The organism is Novosphingobium sp. SG751A, assembly GCF_013149295.1.
Classification (GTDB): Bacteria; Pseudomonadota; Alphaproteobacteria; order Sphingomonadales; family Sphingomonadaceae; genus Novosphingobium.
On record NZ_JABGCB010000009.1, the window covers coordinates 105,128 to 120,609 of the forward strand.

Annotated in this window: 18 protein-coding genes and 2 tRNA genes; 14 read left to right on the top strand and 6 right to left on the bottom strand. The window is 63.1% G+C overall.

Going from position 1 to position 15,482, the window contains the following annotated elements:
* Positions 1–54: 54 nt before the first annotated feature.
* Positions 55–864 (bottom strand): DNA repair protein RadC, encoded by an 810-nt coding sequence (gene radC, locus FHW96_RS13600; protein ID WP_172341126.1) that lies wholly within the window; start codon positions 862–864, stop codon positions 55–57.
* Positions 865–949: 85 nt separating this feature from the next.
* Between radC and FHW96_RS13605 the strand changes: the two genes are divergently transcribed.
* The 10 genes from FHW96_RS13605 to FHW96_RS13650 all read left to right on the top strand — a co-directional run bounded on the left by FHW96_RS13605 (position 950) and on the right by FHW96_RS13650 (position 8,658).
* Positions 950–4,114, top strand: a complete 3,165-nt coding sequence (locus tag FHW96_RS13605; protein ID WP_253950964.1) for a YdbH domain-containing protein — start codon at positions 950–952, stop codon at positions 4,112–4,114.
* Positions 4,115–4,161: 47 nt separating this feature from the next.
* Positions 4,162–4,434, top strand: a complete 273-nt coding sequence (locus FHW96_RS13610) for a YnbE family lipoprotein (RefSeq protein WP_246404147.1) — start codon at positions 4,162–4,164, stop codon at positions 4,432–4,434.
* Positions 4,434–4,829, top strand: a complete 396-nt coding sequence (locus FHW96_RS13615; RefSeq protein ID WP_172341128.1) for a YdbL family protein — start codon at positions 4,434–4,436, stop codon at positions 4,827–4,829. Before FHW96_RS13610 ends, FHW96_RS13615 begins: the two co-directional genes overlap by 1 nt.
* A 339-nt stretch (positions 4,830–5,168) precedes the next feature.
* Positions 5,169–5,489, top strand: a complete 321-nt coding sequence (locus FHW96_RS13620; RefSeq protein WP_172341129.1) for an AtpZ/AtpI family protein — start codon at positions 5,169–5,171, stop codon at positions 5,487–5,489.
* Positions 5,490–5,608: 119 nt separating this feature from the next.
* The gene (locus tag FHW96_RS13625; RefSeq protein WP_216650904.1) at positions 5,609–6,367 is read left to right on the top strand and encodes a F0F1 ATP synthase subunit A; all 759 of its coding nucleotides are present in this window, start codon (positions 5,609–5,611) and stop codon (positions 6,365–6,367) included.
* 62 nt (positions 6,368–6,429) lie between these two features.
* A complete protein-coding gene (locus tag FHW96_RS13630; protein ID WP_168603674.1) occupies positions 6,430–6,657 on the top strand; it encodes a F0F1 ATP synthase subunit C in 228 nt (75 codons plus the stop codon).
* Between the two features lie 158 nt (positions 6,658–6,815).
* On the top strand, positions 6,816–7,307 hold the full coding sequence (locus tag FHW96_RS13635) for an ATPase (protein WP_172341131.1): 492 nt from the start codon (positions 6,816–6,818) through the stop codon (positions 7,305–7,307).
* Positions 7,300–7,854: a hypothetical protein gene (locus FHW96_RS13640; RefSeq protein ID WP_172341132.1), complete on the top strand. Its 555-nt coding sequence runs from the start codon at positions 7,300–7,302 to the stop codon at positions 7,852–7,854. The genes FHW96_RS13635 and FHW96_RS13640 overlap by 8 nt, the downstream gene beginning before the upstream one ends.
* 69 nt (positions 7,855–7,923) lie before the next feature.
* On the top strand, positions 7,924–8,118 hold the full coding sequence (locus FHW96_RS13645) for a DUF4169 family protein (protein ID WP_172341133.1): 195 nt from the start codon (positions 7,924–7,926) through the stop codon (positions 8,116–8,118).
* A 186-nt stretch (positions 8,119–8,304) separates the two neighbouring features.
* Positions 8,305–8,658 (top strand): hypothetical protein, encoded by a 354-nt coding sequence (locus tag FHW96_RS13650; RefSeq protein ID WP_172341134.1) that lies wholly within the window; start codon positions 8,305–8,307, stop codon positions 8,656–8,658.
* 11 nt (positions 8,659–8,669) lie between these two features.
* Here FHW96_RS13650 and gloB read toward each other — a convergent pair whose 3' ends face one another.
* Positions 8,670–9,428, bottom strand: a complete 759-nt coding sequence (gene gloB, locus FHW96_RS13655; protein WP_172341135.1) for a hydroxyacylglutathione hydrolase — start codon at positions 9,426–9,428, stop codon at positions 8,670–8,672.
* A gap of 311 nt (positions 9,429–9,739) precedes the next feature.
* Positions 9,740–11,443 (bottom strand): 30S ribosomal protein S1, encoded by a 1,704-nt coding sequence (gene rpsA / locus FHW96_RS13660; protein WP_172341136.1) that lies wholly within the window; start codon positions 11,441–11,443, stop codon positions 9,740–9,742.
* Positions 11,444–11,845: 402 nt separating this feature from the next.
* Between rpsA and FHW96_RS26595 the strand changes: the two genes are divergently transcribed.
* Positions 11,846–12,289, top strand: coding sequence for a hypothetical protein (locus FHW96_RS26595; RefSeq protein WP_172341137.1), 444 nt, complete (start codon positions 11,846–11,848; stop codon positions 12,287–12,289).
* Here FHW96_RS26595 and FHW96_RS13670 read toward each other — a convergent pair.
* Genes FHW96_RS13670 through aroA form a run of 3 tightly spaced genes read right to left on the bottom strand, consistent with a single transcriptional unit; the run spans position 12,286 to position 14,659 of the window.
* Complete coding sequence (locus FHW96_RS13670) at positions 12,286–12,924, bottom strand: d(CMP) kinase (RefSeq protein ID WP_172341138.1); 639 nt, start codon at positions 12,922–12,924, stop codon at positions 12,286–12,288. The two genes, FHW96_RS26595 and FHW96_RS13670, sit on opposite strands and share 4 nt — an antisense overlap.
* The gene (locus FHW96_RS13675; RefSeq protein WP_172341139.1) at positions 12,921–13,199 is read right to left on the bottom strand and encodes a permease; all 279 of its coding nucleotides are present in this window, start codon (positions 13,197–13,199) and stop codon (positions 12,921–12,923) included. Before FHW96_RS13675 ends, FHW96_RS13670 begins: the two co-directional genes overlap by 4 nt.
* Positions 13,196–14,659 carry a 3-phosphoshikimate 1-carboxyvinyltransferase gene (gene aroA, locus FHW96_RS13680; protein WP_172341140.1) on the bottom strand — a complete coding sequence of 488 codons (1,464 nt, stop codon included), beginning with the start codon at positions 14,657–14,659 and terminating at the stop codon, positions 13,196–13,198. Before aroA ends, FHW96_RS13675 begins: the two co-directional genes overlap by 4 nt.
* Before the next feature lie 111 nt (positions 14,660–14,770).
* Between aroA and FHW96_RS13685 the strand changes: the two genes are divergently transcribed.
* The 3 genes from FHW96_RS13685 to FHW96_RS13695 all read left to right on the top strand — a co-directional run bounded on the left by FHW96_RS13685 (position 14,771) and on the right by FHW96_RS13695 (position 15,419).
* Positions 14,771–15,088 (top strand): FYDLN acid domain-containing protein, encoded by a 318-nt coding sequence (locus FHW96_RS13685; RefSeq protein ID WP_168603665.1) that lies wholly within the window; start codon positions 14,771–14,773, stop codon positions 15,086–15,088.
* 156 nt (positions 15,089–15,244) lie between these two features.
* Positions 15,245–15,320, top strand: a tRNA-Ala gene (locus tag FHW96_RS13690).
* A 23-nt stretch (positions 15,321–15,343) separates the two neighbouring features.
* A tRNA-Ala gene (locus FHW96_RS13695) sits at positions 15,344–15,419 on the top strand.
* The last annotated feature ends 63 nt before the right edge of the window (positions 15,420–15,482 follow it).

A 15,482-nucleotide genomic window follows, 5' to 3' on the forward strand; every position in this document is an offset into this window, starting at 1 on the left:
GGGCCTCATGCGCCGAAAGGCAAGTTTTGCGTTACAAAAGCCCCCGCCGGCACCTTATAAGAGGCCGCGTTGGCGGAGCGATACATGCCCCTCGCGCCCGATCACGACATGATCATGCACGCTAATGCCCAGATGATGGCCCGCCTCGGCAATCTTCTGCGTGATCTGGATATCGGCCCGGCTGGGCTCGGGCGATCCGGAGGGGTGATTGTGGACCAGAATCATTGAGGCGGCGCCCAGATCCAGCGCCTTGCGGATCACCTCGCGCGGGTGGATCGCCGCTTCGTCCAGACTGCCGTCGCCCAGATGTTCGTCGCGGATCAGGCGGTTCTTGGTGTCCAGATAAAGCGCGCGCACCCGTTCGACCTTCAAATGCGCCATGTCCACGGTCAGATAAGAGATCAGCATCTGCCACGTATTGAAGATCGGCTGCTCGCTGACCTGATGGCGGGCAAAGCGGCGCGTGGCCAGAGCAACGATGCGGATGGCGGCCGCGCTGGTTTCGCCCATGCCGGGATGTGCGGCCAGCGCCGCCGAATCGGCATTGAACACCCCGGCCAGCGAACCAAACCGCGCCAGCAGGCTGCGCGCCAGCGGCTTGGTGTCGCGGCGGGGAATGGCGGTCATCAAAAGATATTCCACGATCTCATGATCGGCCAGCGCCCCTTCGCCGCCCTCCAGCAATCTCTTGCGCAAACGCGCGCGGTGGCCCGAGGGACCATGGGCGATCTGTTGCAGCTTTTCGCCCGAGGGCGGGGCGGGATTCAGGTCCTGTGCAGAAAACAAAGTGCCAAGATGCGTCTCACGCAGGCGGTCGGGGGACGGGCGGGTGTTGAAGGCATCATCATCGCTGGTCACATCCATCCCCCGGTCCCTCGCGGCGACTGATCGCGGCAATTGCGTATAAGCATTGCCTTTCCCGGCCCCCTCGCGCAAGAGTCTGTAGGTGATGGATGAATTGCCCACCGATGATGAAGTAACGAGCCCGCCGCGTGGGCGCGGACGCCAATTGGCCCTTGCCGGGGCGGGATTGGTGGCGCTCGCGCTGGGTCTGGGCTGGGCCGAAAGGCTGTCGATTGCCGATGCGGTGCTGCGACGCGAATTGGTGCGTCTGGGGCTGGCGGCCAGTTATAAGGTGGTCGATCTTGATACGCGCCATGCGGTGCTGGCCGATGTGGTGGTGGGCGATGCTCGTCATCCCGATGCGGTGATTCCCCGGATCGAGGTCTGGGCCGGGATGGTGGGCTTGACGCCGGGCATTTCGCGGGTGGACGTTTCATCGCCGCGCATCTTTGCCGCGATGAAGGACGGGCGCATCAGTTTCGGCGTGATCGATACTTTGATGAAGGGCGGTGGCAAGCCTTCGGGCCTGCCCGCGATCGACCTGCGGATTACCGATGGGGTCATGGCTCTGGCCACGCCTGCGGGCGGAGTGGGCGCGGTGGTGTCGGGCCGGGGCAATCTGGCGGGCGGCTTTGGCGGCGCGCTGGTGGTGTCGGCGCCGCATTTGCGCGGCGGGGGATGCGCGGGCGGCGGGCGGATGATCGGGCGGATCGCCGTGAAGGGCGGATCGCCGATGCTGGACGGCACGGCGCATCTGCTGCCCGCTTCTTGCGGGGCGATCCGGCTGGGCGCTTCGCAGGTTGGGGTGAAGGGCAGGCTGGACGAATTGCTTGATGGCGGTCAGGTCGATCTGGCGCTGCGGACCGGCGCGCTGGATATGCCGGGCGCGCGGATCGGGGCGATCACCGGGCCTTTGCGACTGGCGCTGCGCGATTCGGCGGTCAATGCGATGGGGCGGATCGCCGCGCATGATCTGACCGCCACGGGCGTTGCTGCGCGCGAAGTGGGGATCGAGGGTCGCCTGCGCGCGCCTTTGACCATGGCGCGGATCGATGGCGACGGCACGATTTCGGGGCAGGGCATTGTACCCGACAAGGCCAGCTATGCCGCGCTGGCCAAGGCGCGGGCCGGGGCGGCGGGGACGCTGGCCGAGCCGCTGATCGCGCGGATCGAGGCGGGCCTGCGCAAGGAAACTCCGCGCAGCCGTATCGAGGGCCGGTTCAACCTCCATGCGGGCGAGGGACGCTTCAGTCTGGTCGCGCCGCTGCTGCGGCTGATCGGAGAATCGGGCATGCCCTTGCTTGATGGCGACCGGCTGACGCTGATCAGCGATTCGGCAAAGGTGCCACGCTTTACCGGATCGCTGCGCAGCGCGGCGCCGGGGTTGCCACGCATTCTGGCCGAAATTCCCAAGAATGGTGGACCGATTCGCTTGAGCATGGCTGAATATCGCGCGGACAATGGCGCGGCTTTGGCGCTGCCCCGGATGGAGATTACGACCAAGGGCGGCGAAATCCGCTGGCGGGGCGAGGCTCTGGCCTCGGGCGCGCTGGCGCCGGGGGTGAAGGTGGCGGCTTTGCGCCTGCCGCTCGACGGCGTGGGCGATAAGGGCGGGGCGCGCCTGTGGTCGTCCTGCGTGCCGCTCAGCTTTTCCGGGCTGGACGCCAATGGGGTTAGCCTGAGCGCGGGCAAGGTTGCGGCCTGTCCGCTGTCCGGGCCTTTGCTGGCGCTGGATCGGGGCGGATGGCGCGCGGGCGTCAGGCTGGCGGGGCTGGATCTGAACGGGCGGCTGGGCGATTCGCCGTTGAAGCTGAACAGCGGGCCGTTGGAGCTGCGCGCCGGGGCCGGACGTGACGCGGCGCTCAACGCCCAGGCGCTTTCCGTGCAACTGGGCAAGGCGGGCGAAGGGACGGCCCTGAAGCTGGCCTCGGTGACGGTGCTGATGGGCGCGGGGGCCGCAGGCGAATTCAAGGGGCTGGAGGGATCGCTGGCTGCGGTGCCGATGCTGATCAAGGATGGCGCGGGGCAATGGCGCTATGCTGGCGGCGCGCTGGTGCTCAGCGATGTGGCGATGCAGGTGAGCGATGTGGAACCATCGCCGACCAAGGCGCGATTTGCCCCGCTTTCCGCGCATGGCGCCAGTCTGACCATGAAGGATGGGATGATTCGCGCCGATGCTGTGCTGCGCGAACCCAAGAGCGACCGGCAGATCGTGCAGGTGGCGATCACGCATGAATTGGCGGGCGCCAAGGGTTTTGCCGATCTGACGCTGGACGGGCTGACCTTTGATGCCGGGTTGCAGCCTGATCGACTGACCGCGCTGGCGCTGGGCACGATTGCCAATGCGGCCGGGCGATTCGACGGCACGGGGCGGATCGACTGGGCCGACGGCAAGGTGACAAGCCATGGCAGGATCACCACCCAGAGCTTTGATTTTGCGGGTATGGCCGGGCCGGTCAAGGGCCTGGCCGGGACGGTGGAGTTCACAGATCTGCTGGGCCTTGTCACCGCGCCGCACCAGACCTTGCGCATCGGTTCGATCAATCCGGGCATCGAGGCCACCGATGGCAAGATGCGCTTTACCATGCATCCGGGCTATCTGCTGGAAATCGAGGATGCGCGCTGGCCCTTCCTTGATGGCGAGATGGAGATGTTGCCGACCAAACTGCAATTGGGCGGGGCGGCGGTGCGCCGATTCGAATTGAAGCTTTCGTCGGTGAACGCGGCCAAGCTGATCACGCATATGGACGTGTCCAATCTGGCGGCAACGGGCCTGTTCGACGGGCGCATCCCCTTGGTTTTCGACCAGAACGGCGGGCGCGTTTCGGGCGGCGAGCTGATTTCGCGGCCCGGCGGCGGGTCGGTGTCCTATGTGGGCGAGCTGAGCTATCGCGATCTGACGCCGATGGCGAATCTGGCGTTCCGCACCTTGCGCGATGTGCAATTCAAGGAAATGCGAATCGGGCTCGATGGCGATTTGGCCGGCGAGGTGGTGACGCGGGTTTCCATGAAGGGATTGCGGCAGGGCAAGGGCGCCTCGAAGAATTTCCTGACTCGTCAGGTGGCCAAATTGCCTTTGCAATTCAATGTGAACATCCGCGCGCCTTTCTATCAACTGATCGGGTCGCTGCGTTCGCTTTACGATTCGAACTATATCGGCGATCCGCGTGACAAGGGCCTGACCCTGCCGTCCATGCGGATCATGCCGACGCAGAACCCTCTGCCAAAAACCGCAACCATTCAGCCTTCAGTCAGCGAGCATCGTCCATGAAGCGTAATAGATTGACCCACCGCCCCGCCGTGGCAAAAGATTCCCGTATGGACCAGCGGGAAGCACGACATGGCAGGGCACAGGGGCCGGGCGGACGTCTGTTGCCAGAAATGCCAGTGTTCTGGCGCAAACGACCCGTCCGGCTGGGGGTTTCGGCTCTTTTGCTGGGAATGACCGGTGCGCTCTCGGGGTGTATCACCGTAAGCGCGCCTGATAAGCCGATCGTGATCGAGCTGAACATCAACATCAAACAGGAAGTCATCTATCGTCTGGCCGCTGATGCGGGCAAAACGATTGATAGCAATAAGGATATCTTCTGATGTCGCGCGTTTTTGCTTCTGTTTCGCCCTTTTTGGCCGCCGCGCTGCTTGTTCCGGCAATGGCGGGCGATGCCATGGCGCAGGTTCGCGATCCGGCCTATGCCGCCGCGCGTTCGGCCGGACAGGTGGGCGAAATGCCCACCGGTTATCTGGGGATCGTGGGTGCCTCGACGCCCGATCTCAAGCGGATTGTCGATGACATCAACATCAAGCGCAAGGCGGTCTATGCCGAACGCGCCCAGGCCCAGCATGCCACCGTCGAGGAATATGCCTTCACCACCGGATGCAAGCTGGTGATGCAGACCCAGCCGGGGGAAAAGTATCAGACCCCCGACGGCAGTTGGCAGGTGAGGGGCGGGGCCGCGCCGGTGCGTGACAGCCGCTGTCCTGCGTAAACAGGCATAACCGTTGTTAGGATAGACCGCGTGGGGCATGGTTCCCGCGCGGTTTTTCTTTGCCCTTTGCCGGATCGGTCTTTGGTACAGGTGATTCGCGCAAGGCCGCGCAGATGTCGGACAATTGCGCGATATTTGCCGGTTCCCGCATTTTCTGCGCATACGTACCCGCCTGAAAATGGCGCGAACGGCTTTATGCTACCTTACTACTACCTAGCGACCGGTTGACTTGGGCTAACCCCCCGCCTAAGGGGCAGGCGCCCTGAGCGGACAGCCGTTGCACAAGGCTCTTTTTGGCCCCACAGTCCGGTTCAAAGGACAGGTAGGCGGGAGAGAGAGTTGAGCGACGAGCCGGAGGCACAGGATCAACGCGGTGAGGATGCGCGCCTCGCATCGCTTGATGAACGGATTAACGCCGTTCGAGAGCGGGAGGAAATGCGTAAAACGCCGAATGCGGGGGCGCAATCTGACGATAGCTATCGTCTGGGCAACCGGGTTCTGGCCGAACTGATCGCGGGGATCGGTGGCGGTGCGTTCATAGGCTGGACTATCGACCAGTTGATCGGGCGCGGCCATTGGGGTCTGTTGGTGGTGATGGGGCTTGGCACCTTCGCCGCTTTCAGGAACATTATCCGGATTTCCACCCGGCGGTCTGAATGATCCTTGAACAGAGCATGGCCTCTGAACAAGGTCGCCCCAACGAAGGGGTTTTAAACGGCCGCTTACGATGCATAGGCAAGGGGGCATAAAGCGTGGCCGAACAGGGCAAAGTCGATCCGATGCACCAGTTCTTGATCGAGCCGCTTTTTGGCACCGATCAGTGGACCATTGCCGGGCACAACATTGCTTTCACCAATTCGGCGCTGTGGATGCTGATCTCGGTTGGCGTGCTTTTCGCGTTTGTCGCGGGCGGCGCCAAGGGGCAGACCGTTCCCGGCCGCTGGCAGGTGATGGTTGAAGGTCTGGTTGGCTTTATTGACAGCCTGCTGGCCGCCAATGTTGGCCCCAAGGGCAAGAAGTATGTGCCCTACATCTTCTCGCTGTTCAGCTTCATTCTCTTCTCGAACGTTCTGGGCCTGCTGCCGCTGGGCCTGTTCGGGATCCATCCTTTCACCGCGACCAGCCACTTTACGGTGACCGGCGTTCTGGCGATCCTGTCCTTCTCGATCGTGCTGATCGTGGGCTTTGCCCGCCATGGCCTGCACTTTTTCAGCCTGTTCGTGCCACATGGCACGCCTGCATGGCTGCTGTGGCTGATTCCCTTTATCGAGCTGATTTCGTTCCTCGTGCGTCCCTTCTCTCTCGCGCTGCGTCTTTTCGTGGCGATGATGGCGGGCCACGTGCTGCTCGAAGTGCTCTCCAGCTTCGTCATCAGCTCGGCCAATTCGGGCGTGCTGTGGGGCGCGGTTGTCGGCCTGCCCAGCTTTGGGTTGATGATCGCCATTTGCGCGCTGGAAATTCTGGTGGCTGGCATCCAGGCCTATGTTTTCGCTCTGTTGACCTCGCTGTATCTCAACGACGCCGAAAACCTGCACTAAGTTTTCAAGACGTACATCAAAGCCTTTCAACCAACGAAATTCGTTCAAAAGGAGTTATGGAAATGGAACCTGCAAGCGCAAAGCTCATCGGTGCTGGTCTGGCTGCTATCGGCGCTGGTGTCGCTGCTCTGGGCGTGGGCAACGTGTTCGGTTCGTTCCTCGAATCCGCTCTGCGTAACCCCGGCGCCGCTGATGGCCAGCAGGGCCGTCTGTTCATCGGCTTCGCGGCTGCTGAACTTCTGGGTCTGCTCTCGTTCGTCGTGGCGATGATCCTGATCTTCGTCGCCTGAACGAATACCAAGGTGATGCTGGCCGGGGCGCTTTGCCCCGGTCGGGATCGCCTTTGATTTTCCCGGCCCGGATCTTGCCTTATGGGGCAATGCCGCGGCCTTGCGGTGATACCGTTTGGGTCCATCCGGCCCGACGCACAGCGACCGGAACCTAAGTGATGCCTCAGATTGCGCAGCTATCCGCAACCTATGCGTCCCAGATCTTCTGGGCGCTGATCTTCTTCGGATTTGTCTTCTTTGTTGTTGGCCGCGGCTTTGTGCCCAAGGTTCAGGCAACGGTGGCAAATCGCGACAAGCAGATCGCTGATGATCTGGCCGCCGCCGAAGCCGCGCGCCGCGCCGCTGAATCGGAAGAGGCCAATTGGGCCGCGACCAGCAACAAGCAGCGCGCCGAAGCTCAGGCCCTGATCGCCAAGGCCAAGGCCGAAGGCACCAAGGCGAGCGAAGCCCGTCTGGCTCAGGCTGCCTCTGTGATCGACGCCCGTATGGCCGAGGCCGATGCGCGCCTTGCCACGGCCCGCGCACAGGCGCTGACCGAAATCGAAACCGTTGCCAGCGAAGCGGCCAGCGACATCGTCGCCCGCCTTGCCGGTCTGAGCGTGGAAGGCGATGCTGCCCGCGCCGCCGTGAAGGAGGTCCTCCATGGCTGATCTTGCTACTCTGGCCGTTCTGGCTGCCGGTGCTGCCGAACATGGCGGGCACGAAGCTGCCGAACCGCTGATGCTGGGTGTTGCCTCGGCGCCGCAGATCGTTGCTGCTTCGATGGCGGTGCTGATCCTGATCGCCATCGTGCTCAAGGTTCCCTCGGTGATCACCAAGGGGCTGGACGGCAGCATTGCCGAAATCCGCAAGCAGCTCGCCGAAGCCAAGGCGCTGCGCGCCGAAGCCGACAAGCTGCGCGCAGAATATGCCGCCCGTATTGCCGGTGCCGAAAAGGAAGCCGCGCAACTGGTCGAGCATGCCAAGCATGAAGCCGAGGCGATCATCGCCAAGGCCGAAGCCGACACCACCGCTGTGATTGCGCGCCGGGAAAAGATCGCCGGCGACAAGATTGAGGCGGCGGAACGCGCGGCTGTGGCCGAGCTTCAGGCCAAGGCAGCCGAAGCGGCTGCCACGGCGGCTCGCGGTCTGATCGCTGGCCGTTACGGCGTCGATGCCGACAAGGCTCAGGTGGACGCGGCGATCGCCGGTCTGTAATCCTGATCCTTGGCGGATCTGGTGAAAAGCCCCGCTCCGGCGGGGCTTTTTGCGTTTGGAGGCGGGTTTATGGCGGAGATCATCAATTTGCGCATGGCGCGCAAGGCGCGGGCGCGCGGCGAGGCGGAAAAGCAGGCGCAGGCCAACCGCACCCTGCATGGTCAAACCAAGACTGCGCGGGCGATCGCCAAGGCCGATAAGGAGCGGGCCGAACGCTTGCTCGATGGCGTTAAGCGGGAAGAGCAGGACAGTCCCAAGTCGTGACGCCTTTAAAATTCATATAAAATAACTACTTAATGCCAAAAATACAACGATGCCTTATGGTTGCTATCGTTGAGGCGGAGGGATGAGCAGGACTACGTCGTCATTCGTTGCAAAATGCAAAGATCCCTTGGGCAAAAAGCCTGTGCTCTTCGGGCGGGATCTTGTGGTGAAAGAGACGAATTGGCGATGAATTGTCTGAATTTGGCGGCCATTGGCCTTCACCTGCTCTCCATTCATGAAAAGCCGGGCTATAACGATCAAAATTATGGTCTTTACGCCCAAAGCGAATGCGGCTTTGTCGTGGGCGGCTATTATAATTCCTATCGCCGACCTTCATTTCAGATCGGGTGGCGCGCGGAAACGGATCACTTGCCGCTGTTCTTCGAAATCGGCGGTGTTACCGGCTATCCGAACCATCTGATCGAACCCTATGCGATGGCGGGCGTCAAATTAGGGCCGCTGCGCGTGGGCTTCGTGCCGCATGTGACGGGGGTGAACAAGACGTCCGTCGTTCATGCGATGGTGCAGTTCAAACTATAGCGCCGCCCGGCTTAAAAGCTGTTTTTGGCCTCACGCAAGGCGGCAAAGGCGCTGACCGGATCGGCACCCCAGCGGGCCTGAATATCGGCGCTGTCGGCGCGCAGGAACGGATTGGTGGTCAGTTCGCGCTCCAGAGAGAAGGGAACGGTCGCTTCGCCTCGCGCGCGCCGGACGGCGATTTCCTCGGAATAGGCGGACAAAGCTTCATTGTCAGGATCGGCATGCAGCGCGAATCGCGCATTGCTCGCCGTATATTCATGCGCGCAATAGAGCGTGGTTATGGGCGGAAGGGCCTTGATGCGCTCAAGGCTGGCCCAGAATTGCGGCGCGGTGCCTTCAAACATCCGTCCGCAGCCCAGAGCAAACAGCGCATCGCCGACAAAGGCCAGCGAAGCCTCGGGCAGGTGATAGGCCACATGACCCAGCGTATGCCCGCCCACATTGATGACCTGCGCGCGGTAAGCCCCCAGCGATACCGAATCGCCCTGATCCACCGTCCTGTCCACGCCCTCGATCTTGCCCGCATCGCCCGCAGGCGCGGTGATCACGCAACCTGTCGCCGCCTTGATCGCGCCATTCCCGCCCGCATGGTCCTTGTGCCAATGTGTGTTCCAGATCTGGGTGATCCTCCAGCCCTTCGCCTCGGCCTGATGCAGGTATTCCTCCGCGTCCGGGGTGTCGATGCAGGCCGTTTCGCCCGAGGCGGGATCATGCAGCAGGAAGCCGTAATTGTCGGAAAGGCAGGGGAACTGGTGGATCTTGAGGAGCATTGTCGCGGGGTCCTGTTACGGAGATTCGAGAAGGCTTATGCCTCCGGCGGGCAAAGGGCGAAAGCCCTTTGCAATCCCGATACTGGGGGTGTTTCGTTGGTGGGGTGGTGCCATGCGGCGAAGCCGCTTTTAAAGGCTGCGGCGCGGCAGGCCGGGCGCAATGGTGAACCCTTGGCGCAACGAAGACAGTAATGGGAGCGCGAGGGTCTAGACCCTCGCATTCAACTCTTCTTCTCACCCAAACAGCAAAAGACCCGCCCGGATCGCTCCGAGCGGGTCTTTGTTTCAGGCAACTGCCCGAAGGTTCAAGCTTACTGCTTGGCCTTCAGAGCGGCGCCCAGGATGTCGCCCAGCGAAGCGCCGGCATCCGACGAACCGTACTGTTCGACGGCTTCCTTTTCTTCGTGCAGTTGACGCGCCTTGATCGAGAAGCTGGGCTTCTTCGAACGGTCGAAACCGGTGACCATGGCGTCGATCTTCTGACCGACCTGGAAGCGGTCGGGGCGCTGTTCGTCGCGGTCGCGACCCAGATCCGAACGCTTGATGAAGCCGGTGGCGCCATCGTCGCCAGCCTGCACTTCGAGGCCGCCGTCACGCACTTCGAGCACGGTCACGGTGACAACTTCGTTGCGCTTCAGGTTCGAACCAGCAGCGGTCGAAACGCCGCCGGCAGCCGGGGCGCCCTTTTCGAGCTGCTTGATGCCGAGCGAGATACGCTCCTTCTCGATGTCCACGTCAAGCACGATCGCCTTGACGCTTTCGCCCTTGCGGTGCAGCGCCAGCGCGTCTTCGCCCGAGATGCCCCAAGCGATGTCCGACATGTGAACCATGCCGTCGACTTCGCCGTCCAGACCGATGAAGAGGCCGAATTCGGTGGCGTTCTTGACTTCGCCCTCGACGCTCGAACCAACCGGGTGACGTTCGGCGAAAGCTTCCCACGGGTTCTGCTGGGCCTGCTTGAGGCCGAGCGAGATGCGGCGCTTGTCCGAATCGACTTCCAGCACCAGCACGTCGACTTCCTGCGAGGTCGAAACGATCTTGCCGGGGTGGACGTTCTTCTTGGTCCAGGACATTTCCGAAACGTGGACCAGGCCTTCGATGCCGGCTTCCAGTTCGACGAACGCACCATATTCGGTGATGTTGGTCACGGTGCCGCGCAGCTTGGCGCCAACCGGGTACTTGGCGGCAACGCCATCCCACGGATCCGATTCCAGCTGCTTCATGCCGAGGCTGATGCGCTGCGTGTCCTGGTTGATGCGGACGATCTGCACGCGCACGGTGTCGCCGATGGCGATCACTTCGCTCGGGTGGTTCACGCGCTTGTAGCTCATGTCGGTGACGTGCAGCAGGCCGTCGATGCCGCCCAGGTCAACGAACGCACCGTAATCGGTGATGTTCTTGACGACGCCGTCGATGATCTGGCCTTCCGACAGGTTCTGGATCAGGCCGCTGCGCTGTTCGGCGCGGGTTTCTTCCAGAACGGCGCGGCGCGACACGACGATGTTGCCACGGCGACGGTCCATCTTGAGGATCTGGAACGGCTGGGGAACGTCGAGCAGCGGGGTGACGTCGCGCACGGGGCGGATGTCGACCTGCGAGCCGGGCAGGAAGGCCACGGCGCCGTCGAGATCGACGGTGAAGCCGCCCTTGACGCGGCCGAAGATGACGCCTTCAACGCGCTTGCCTTCGCCAAATTCGTTTTCAAGCTTGTCCCAGGCGGCTTCGCGGCGAGCGCGGTCACGCGAGAGCATCGCTTCGCCGTCGGCGTTTTCGACGCGGTCGACAAACACTTCGACTTCGTCGCCAACCGACAGACCGTGGGGCTGACCGGCCATGGCGAATTCGCGCAGCGGAACGCGGCCTTCGCTCTTGAGGCCTACGTCGATGACGGCCTTGTCGTTTTCGATGGCGGTGATGGTGCCCTTGACCACGCGGCCTTCAAAGCCACCGTTGGCGGCGCCGCCAAGCGATTCGTCAAGGAGAGCCGCGAAATCGTCGCGGGTCGGGGTGCTCATAAAAGAGTCCTTCAAATCTAACGTTCTTCCGGCCAGGCGGTTGGGAGTTTCCCCATGAAAACAGGGCCTCCGTCCGCCGGTCTTTCCTCCGGCACCGCACCATGCGATGGCCGGGCCAAAAAGGGCCGAACCGCCATGGAGGCCGGATGCCATCCACAGCACCCGCCCACAGCCAAGGCCACGGGCAGACTGGCGGCGACTAGGCCAAACGTGGGCGAAAGGCAAGGGAAATACCTCCCTGTACGGTATCTATGCGGTGGGCGCCGGACAACGGGTCAACACGGTTCGTCTTGCGCCGGGGGCAGACCATCCGGGTTTGTCATTTCGTTCATTTTCGGCACAGGACGGCCCCGGCTTGTTCAGAATTCCACTGGATGGAAACATTGTGAAGGAGGAGAAGCCATGCGTATTTCTTTGGGCCTGATGGGGACGGGTCTGGTGGCGGCGTCTCTCGCGCTTTCGGGTTGCGCCACGACCGGCTCGGTCAAGCGGGCGCAGGCGCGCGCGGACGAAGCCTATGCCAGCGCTCAGGAAGGCAATGGCGCGGCATCGCGCGCGCAGGGGACCGCCGATAATGCCCTTGCGGCATCGGGCCGGGCCCAGGGTGCGGCCGATGCGGCCAATATGGCCGCGCAAAACGCAGGCAATTCGGCCAATTCGGCCAATTCACTTGCCGCCGCCGCCGCCGCCGATGCCCGCGCCGCCCGCGAACAGGTGGCCGTCCTCAAGGCCCGCCTCCACAAGCTGGAAGCGAAGAACAAGAAGCGCCATCATGCCAAGACCGCGGCCAAGAAAAAGACCGTGGCCAAGGAGGCTCAGGTCACGCAGGCCCAGTTCCGCCACTAAGACGCTTCGCCACTAAGGCAGCGCATCTGTTCGACCAGCGCGATGGCGGCGGCAATCGCCGCATCGCGCCCCAGATCGGATGTGTCGAGCGTGATCGCATCCTCGGCCGCGCGCAAAGGCGCGGCGCTGCGGTTGCGGTCGCGTTCGTCGCGCAGCGCAAGATCCGCCTCGATCTCGGCAAGGGCAACATCGCGGCCCTGCACCAGCATTTCGGCATGACGGCGCTCGGCCCGCGCGGCCACGCTGGCGATGACGAACAGCTTGGCGGTCGCCTCAGGTGCGATCACTGTGCCGATGTCGCGCCCGTCCAGCACCGCCCCGCCGCTTTGCGTGGCAAAGGCGCGCTGACGTTCATAGAGCGCCTGACGCACGGCGGGATGCACCGACACCCGACTGGCCAGCCCGCCCGAGGCTTCGGACCGCAATTCGGGATCATCCAGCAAACTGTCGGCAAAGCCGCAGGCCGCCAGCGCATCGCCCGCATCATCAGGATCGCCGCCATTCAACGCCACTTGCCGCCCCACCGCACGATAGAGCAGCCCGGTATCCAGATGCGGCAGGCCGTAATGCGCGGCCAGCGCTTTGGCGATGGTGCCTTTGCCCGAGGCGGTGGGGCCATCGACGGCGATAATCATGCGTTTTTCCCCATCATCGCGCGGATCAGGCCGACAAAGGCGATGGCCGCCCACAGGCTCTCCATCGCCAGCGAGGCCGCATTGGTATCGACCAGCAGCGAGATCACCAGCAGCAGCGCACCGGCCAGATTGGCGCCGTGCTGAACAAAGGGGTTAGGCTCGCGCGGCTTGCCGGTAAAGGCCGTGGTGTAGCCATAGGCAAAGACGCAGAGCGACATGCCCGCAAAACCGCAGGCGGTGGCAAGCTCTTCGGGAATCCCGGTGATCAGGCTCATCTGGCAACCAGGCTGGCGAGCAGCGCCTCGAAATTGGGGAAGCTGGTGGCGATCGGACTGGTGTCGTCGATGGCCACGCCGTTCATGCTGTTGAGCCCCGCGATGGCCATGCTCATGGCGATGCGGTGATCGAGATGGGTGACCACATGGGCCGCGCCCGATGTTCCGGGGAGGGGCGCGCCGCCGGTGCCTTCGATGATAAGGCCATCCTCGGTTTCGGTCATATTCGCGCCCGCCAGTTCGAGCGCCACGCGCATCACGGTGATGCGGTCGCTTTCCTTGACGCGCAATTCCTCAAGTCCGGTGGTGACGGTGCGGCCCTTGGCCTGCGCGGCGGCAACGAAGAGGACGGGGAATTCATCGACCATGCTGGGCACGATTTCGGGATCGACCTCGATGCCCTGCAACACCGAATGGCGCACGCGCAGATCGGCCACCGGCTCGCCGCCCACTTCGCGGGGGTTTACCTCCTCAATGCTGCCGCCCATCTGGCGCAGCACGGTGACGATCCCGGCGCGGGTGGGGTTGAGGCCGACGTTTTCGATCAGCACATCGCTGCCCGGAACGGTCAGCGCCGCGACGATGAAGAAGGCGGCCGAGGAGGGGTCGCCCGGAACCACGATGGTCTGGCCCTTTAATTCGGCGGGGCCGTGAATCTGGATGGTGCGGGTGCCTTCCTCATCGACCTCGACGGTCAGATTCGCGCCAAACCCGCGCAACATCCGCTCGGAATGGTCGCGGGTGGGCACGGGCTCGATCACGGTGGTGATGCCCGGCGTGTTCAGCCCCGCCAGCAGCACCGCCGATTTGACCTGAGCCGAGGCCATCGGCAGACGATAGGTGATCGGCACGGCGGGCGAAGCGCCGCGCATGGTCAGCGGCAGGCGGCCTTCTGTGGACGTGAAATCAGCACCCATGGTGGAGAGCGGATCGATCACGCGGCCCATGGGGCGCTTGGAGAGCGAAGCGTCGCCGATGAAGGTGGCGGTGATGCCATGGCTGGCGACAAGGCCCATCAGCAGGCGAGTCGAGGTGCCCGAATTGCCCATGTCGAGCGCGGTTTCCGGTTGCAGCAGTCCGCCCACGCCAACGCCATTGATGATCCATTCGCCATCTTCGGTTTTCTCGATTTTCGCGCCCATCGCGCGCATGGCCGCGGCGGTGGACATCACATCCTCGCCCTCCAGCAGGCCCGTGACCCGCGTTTCGCCAAGGGCCAGCGCGCCCAGCATGATCGAGCGGTGGCTGATCGACTTGTCGCCGGGGACGCGGATCGTGCCGTTGAGAGCGCCAGTGGGAAGGAAACGGCGGGGGCGGGGGGTGGCAGAGGCGCTCACGGACAGGATTCCTTGCACTATGGGGACTGTGGATGCGAAAAAGGCTTGCGTCACGGGCAGGCACCCGTCAGAAGCGCGCGGCTTTTGACAGCGCGGGGGCTCTATGGCAAGGCGCCAGAGCATGGCGTTTGCCGGTTGATGGTCGGCAGGGCCAGTCAAATGGCCCCACGCGCCAGTTACGCATAGCAATGGATACCGCCCGCCGCTTTGGCTGGGGCAGACATGAGGAATAGCATGGTCAAGCCAGAATGGGGCGCCAAGCATGGCTGCCCGAAGTGCGGCACCCGCTTTTACGATCTGGGCAAGGACGATCCCGTCACTTGCATCGAATGCGGCTATGCCTGGGTTCCTGAACCAGTTCTCAAGAGCAAGCAGCCGATTCCCTTTGAGGAAATCCAGAAGAAGGACGCCGATGAGGTGGCCGACGGCGATCTGGCCGATGAGGATCTGGACATCGATGATGACGGCGATTCGCCGGACAATGATGTCGACCTGGGCGGCGATGACGACCTGGGCGTGTCGGGCCATGATGAAGAGCCCGACGAGGTGTAAGGCTTTGTCGGGAACCGAGGCGAGGCATTTTTCAGAAAAATGAAATTTCTTGAAAAAAGTTCTTGCCAAGGTTCCGGGGTCGTCCTAGTGGGGCGGCCCGCCGACGAGGCGGAAGCGAAGCAAACCACCCAGGGATGCCTAGCTTATTGAATGAATGGGGCCTTAGCTCAGCTGGGAGAGCGCCTGCATGGCATGCAGGAGGTCAGCGGTTCGATCCCGCTAGGCTCCACCATTCAAACATATGCCCATTGGTTAGGGGCCTTAGCTCAGCTGGGAGAGCGCCTGCATGGCATGCAGGAGGTCAGCGGTTCGATCCCGCTAGGCTCCACCAAAGGGAAAGTATCGCTTCATTGAGCGTTACGCTGGCCGACGAATTTACGTCCGCCGGCGTTTT

Bases quoted from the DNA above. Each gene is read 5' to 3' on its own strand.
- FHW96_RS13670 (WP_172341138.1), bottom strand. From the start codon at position 12,924: ATGATTATCGCCGTCGATGGCCCCACCGCCTCGGGCAAAGGCACCATC.
- FHW96_RS13640 (WP_172341132.1), top strand. From the start codon at position 7,300: ATGGCTGATCTTGCTACTCTGGCCGTTCTGGCTGCCGGTGCTGCCGAA.
- aroA (WP_172341140.1), bottom strand. From the start codon at position 14,659: ATGCTCTGGCGCCTTGCCATAGAGCCCCCGCGCTGTCAAAAGCCGCGC.
- FHW96_RS13675 (WP_172341139.1), bottom strand. From the start codon at position 13,199: ATGAGCCTGATCACCGGGATTCCCGAAGAGCTTGCCACCGCCTGCGGT.
- FHW96_RS26595 (WP_172341137.1), top strand. From the start codon at position 11,846: ATGCGTATTTCTTTGGGCCTGATGGGGACGGGTCTGGTGGCGGCGTCT.
- FHW96_RS13610 (WP_246404147.1), top strand. From the start codon at position 4,162: ATGGACCAGCGGGAAGCACGACATGGCAGGGCACAGGGGCCGGGCGGA.
- rpsA (WP_172341136.1), bottom strand. From the start codon at position 11,443: ATGAGCACCCCGACCCGCGACGATTTCGCGGCTCTCCTTGACGAATCG.
- FHW96_RS13635 (WP_172341131.1), top strand. From the start codon at position 6,816: ATGCCTCAGATTGCGCAGCTATCCGCAACCTATGCGTCCCAGATCTTC.
- FHW96_RS13605 (WP_253950964.1), top strand. From the start codon at position 950: ATGGATGAATTGCCCACCGATGATGAAGTAACGAGCCCGCCGCGTGGG.
- FHW96_RS13650 (WP_172341134.1), top strand. From the start codon at position 8,305: ATGAATTGTCTGAATTTGGCGGCCATTGGCCTTCACCTGCTCTCCATT.
- gloB (WP_172341135.1), bottom strand. From the start codon at position 9,428: ATGCTCCTCAAGATCCACCAGTTCCCCTGCCTTTCCGACAATTACGGC.
- FHW96_RS13625 (WP_216650904.1), top strand. From the start codon at position 5,609: ATGCACCAGTTCTTGATCGAGCCGCTTTTTGGCACCGATCAGTGGACC.
- FHW96_RS13630 (WP_168603674.1), top strand. From the start codon at position 6,430: ATGGAACCTGCAAGCGCAAAGCTCATCGGTGCTGGTCTGGCTGCTATC.
- FHW96_RS13685 (WP_168603665.1), top strand. From the start codon at position 14,771: ATGGTCAAGCCAGAATGGGGCGCCAAGCATGGCTGCCCGAAGTGCGGC.
- FHW96_RS13645 (WP_172341133.1), top strand. From the start codon at position 7,924: ATGGCGGAGATCATCAATTTGCGCATGGCGCGCAAGGCGCGGGCGCGC.
- radC (WP_172341126.1), bottom strand. From the start codon at position 864: ATGGATGTGACCAGCGATGATGATGCCTTCAACACCCGCCCGTCCCCC.
- FHW96_RS13615 (WP_172341128.1), top strand. From the start codon at position 4,434: ATGTCGCGCGTTTTTGCTTCTGTTTCGCCCTTTTTGGCCGCCGCGCTG.